A 2,422-nucleotide genomic window follows, 5' to 3' on the forward strand; every position below is an offset into this window, starting at 1 on the left:
AGCGTATTGAGCGCCATAAATCTTTAAAACAAATTGCCACACGAGGTAGAAGCTCAATGGGTTGGTTCTATGGATGCAAATTGCATGTATTGGTGGATGCTCAGGGTCAATTTATTCAGACCCAACTGTCGAATGGTCATACTTCAGATATAAAGCTTCTACCGAAGCTCGCTCAAGGTTACATTGGTAAGATCTTCGGTGATCGTGGCTATATCAGTGAGATTCTAAGAGATAAGCTAGGAGCGCAAGGTGTTGAATTGATTACGTATCTTCGCAAGAACATGCGAAGAGTGCAGCTATCATCAAAGGATGAAATCATGCTGAGACAACGCAATAAAATAGAGACGATCTTTAGCTTATTGAAGCAACAATACAACTTAGTAAGCAGTTGCCATCGTTCCATTTCAGGTTATTTCGCTGGAATTTACGCATCCTTATGTGCTTATCAAATTTGTCATCAAAATAAACCTCAATTTATAAAGATGTAAAATCAGGCTTATCCATGATTCGGGTTATTATAGGACAAAACAGCCTCTCATGAGAGAGGCTGTTTCAATTAAGATGCTGCGCTGTGTTGTCTTTGCAACACATATTGATTCTCAGGTCGTTTTAAGCCTAAGTGTTCACGTAAGCTGTGACCCTCATATTGGGTACGATATAAACCACGGCGTTGTAACTCTGGCACAATTAAATCGACAAAATCATCTAAACCTGCTGGTGTCGTCGGTGGGAGCACGTTAAAACCGTCCGCCGCTTCATTTTCAAACCATTCTTGTAATTGATCAACGACTTGTTCGGGTGTGCCAATTAATGTCCAATGTCCACGTGCTGAAGCAATATATTGATAAAGCTCACGAATGCTAAATTGATGTTTACGCGCAATATCAATCATCATTTGCTGACGACTCGAAAAGTTAATTTCGGCATCTTTTAATTGTGGGAACGGTGCATCTAAATCATATTTACTTAAATCAATGCCACCTGAAAGCCCAGAGAGCAAACTTAAACCCACTTCAGGACGGATCAAGCTATTTAGTAGCGCATATTTTTCTTGCGCTTCTTGTTCGGTTTTCGCGACAAAAATAGACACCCCCGGCATAATTTTTAAGTCATCCGCCTGACGACCATATTTGAGTAGGCGGCTTTTAACATCACGATAAAATTCTTGCGCATCAGCTAAGTTTTGCTGTGCAGTAAAAATTACTTCGGCATATTTAGCGGCTAATTCACGCCCATCTTCGGATTGACCGGCTTGTACAATGACCGGATAACCTTGTGGTGGACGTGACACATTTAAGGCACCTTCCACTTTAAAATATTTGCCATGATGATTGGGTTCATGTAATTTTTCTGGCTCAAAGAATTGACCGGCTTGTTTGTCATAAATAAAGGCATCATCTTCCCAAGAATCCCAAAGTTTTTGGGTGACTTCAATAAATTCATCAGCACGCGCGTAACGTTCTTCTGCTTTAGGATGCTGTTGTAAGCCAAAATTACGTTCAGTTTCGCTTGCTGCGGTGGTCACCACATTCCATGCCGCACGCCCTTGGCTAATATGATCGAGTGAGGCAAATTTACGTGCTAACAGATAGGGGTCTTCGTAGGTCGTCGATGCTGTAGCAATAAAACCAATATGTTTGGTTATTGCAGATAAGGCTGCAAATAAAGTCACGGGTTCAAAACCAACACCTTTATCACCTGCACCTAAAGCAGCTTCCGCAGCCGAACCCCAACGTACCGATAAACCATCAGCAAGAAAATAAGCATCAAATAAGCCACGTTCTGCACTTTTTGCCAATTCAATAACATAGTCTAGACTTAAATGATCCTGTGGACGTGATTCAGGATGACGCCAGCCGGCAACATGTTGTGAAGTGGTTGGAATAAATGCCCCAAGTTTAATTTGACGTTTGCTCATACATAACCTGTCGTTAAAAATTATATTCGTTTTAACTATTTCAAAATGCATGCCAAAAAAAATCTGAATATAATTCAGTATTTTATAGTTTGTTATTGTTTGGCTGTGTTATTAGAGCGACAGATCAGACTGACACATGTATGGGCTGATTCAGATTAATATGGGATTAACTTAGCTTTAAAATGAAAAAACACAATCAAAAAATCCCCTCCTGAGAGAGGGGTTGTAAAATCAACAGCGTTTAGAAAGCTTTACTGACGGAAATATTCCAAATATCAGAAGTTTGTCGCTGTACCGCGTTAAGGTTTTCATGAATCGGTAACATATATTCATTTACAGGCTTATATACATTGGCATCAGCATTAAGCTTCACTGATCTATCTTAAAGTGAAAGAGGACTCCACCCGACAGTCAGGGTGGAGGTGAATTTCACAGATTTTAACCTTGTTGGTTTTGAATGTATTTTTTAATAATATCCAAAGGTGCGCCACCACAAGACCCTGC

2 protein-coding genes are annotated in these 2,422 nt (G+C 40.2%); one reads left to right on the forward strand and one right to left on the reverse strand.

Annotated features, from left to right (window positions below):
- A partial coding sequence (locus CYK47_RS15095) for an IS982 family transposase (RefSeq protein ID WP_122902586.1) occupies nucleotides 1-488 on the forward strand: 488 nt, incomplete at its 5' end.
- 68 nt (nucleotides 489-556) lie between these two features.
- Here the strand turns inward: CYK47_RS15095 and CYK47_RS15100 are convergent.
- Nucleotides 557-1,918 (reverse strand): LLM class flavin-dependent oxidoreductase, encoded by a 1,362-nt coding sequence (locus CYK47_RS15100; RefSeq protein WP_122902587.1) that lies wholly within the window; start codon nucleotides 1,916-1,918, stop codon nucleotides 557-559.
- Between the last annotated feature and the right edge of the window lie 504 nt (nucleotides 1,919-2,422).

Source organism: Acinetobacter sp. B51(2017) (assembly GCF_003711395.1).
GTDB lineage: Bacteria > Pseudomonadota > Gammaproteobacteria > Pseudomonadales > Moraxellaceae > Acinetobacter.

Bases quoted from the DNA above. Each gene is read 5' to 3' on its own strand.
- CYK47_RS15100 (WP_122902587.1), bottom strand. From the start codon at position 1,918: ATGAGCAAACGTCAAATTAAACTTGGGGCATTTATTCCAACCACTTCA.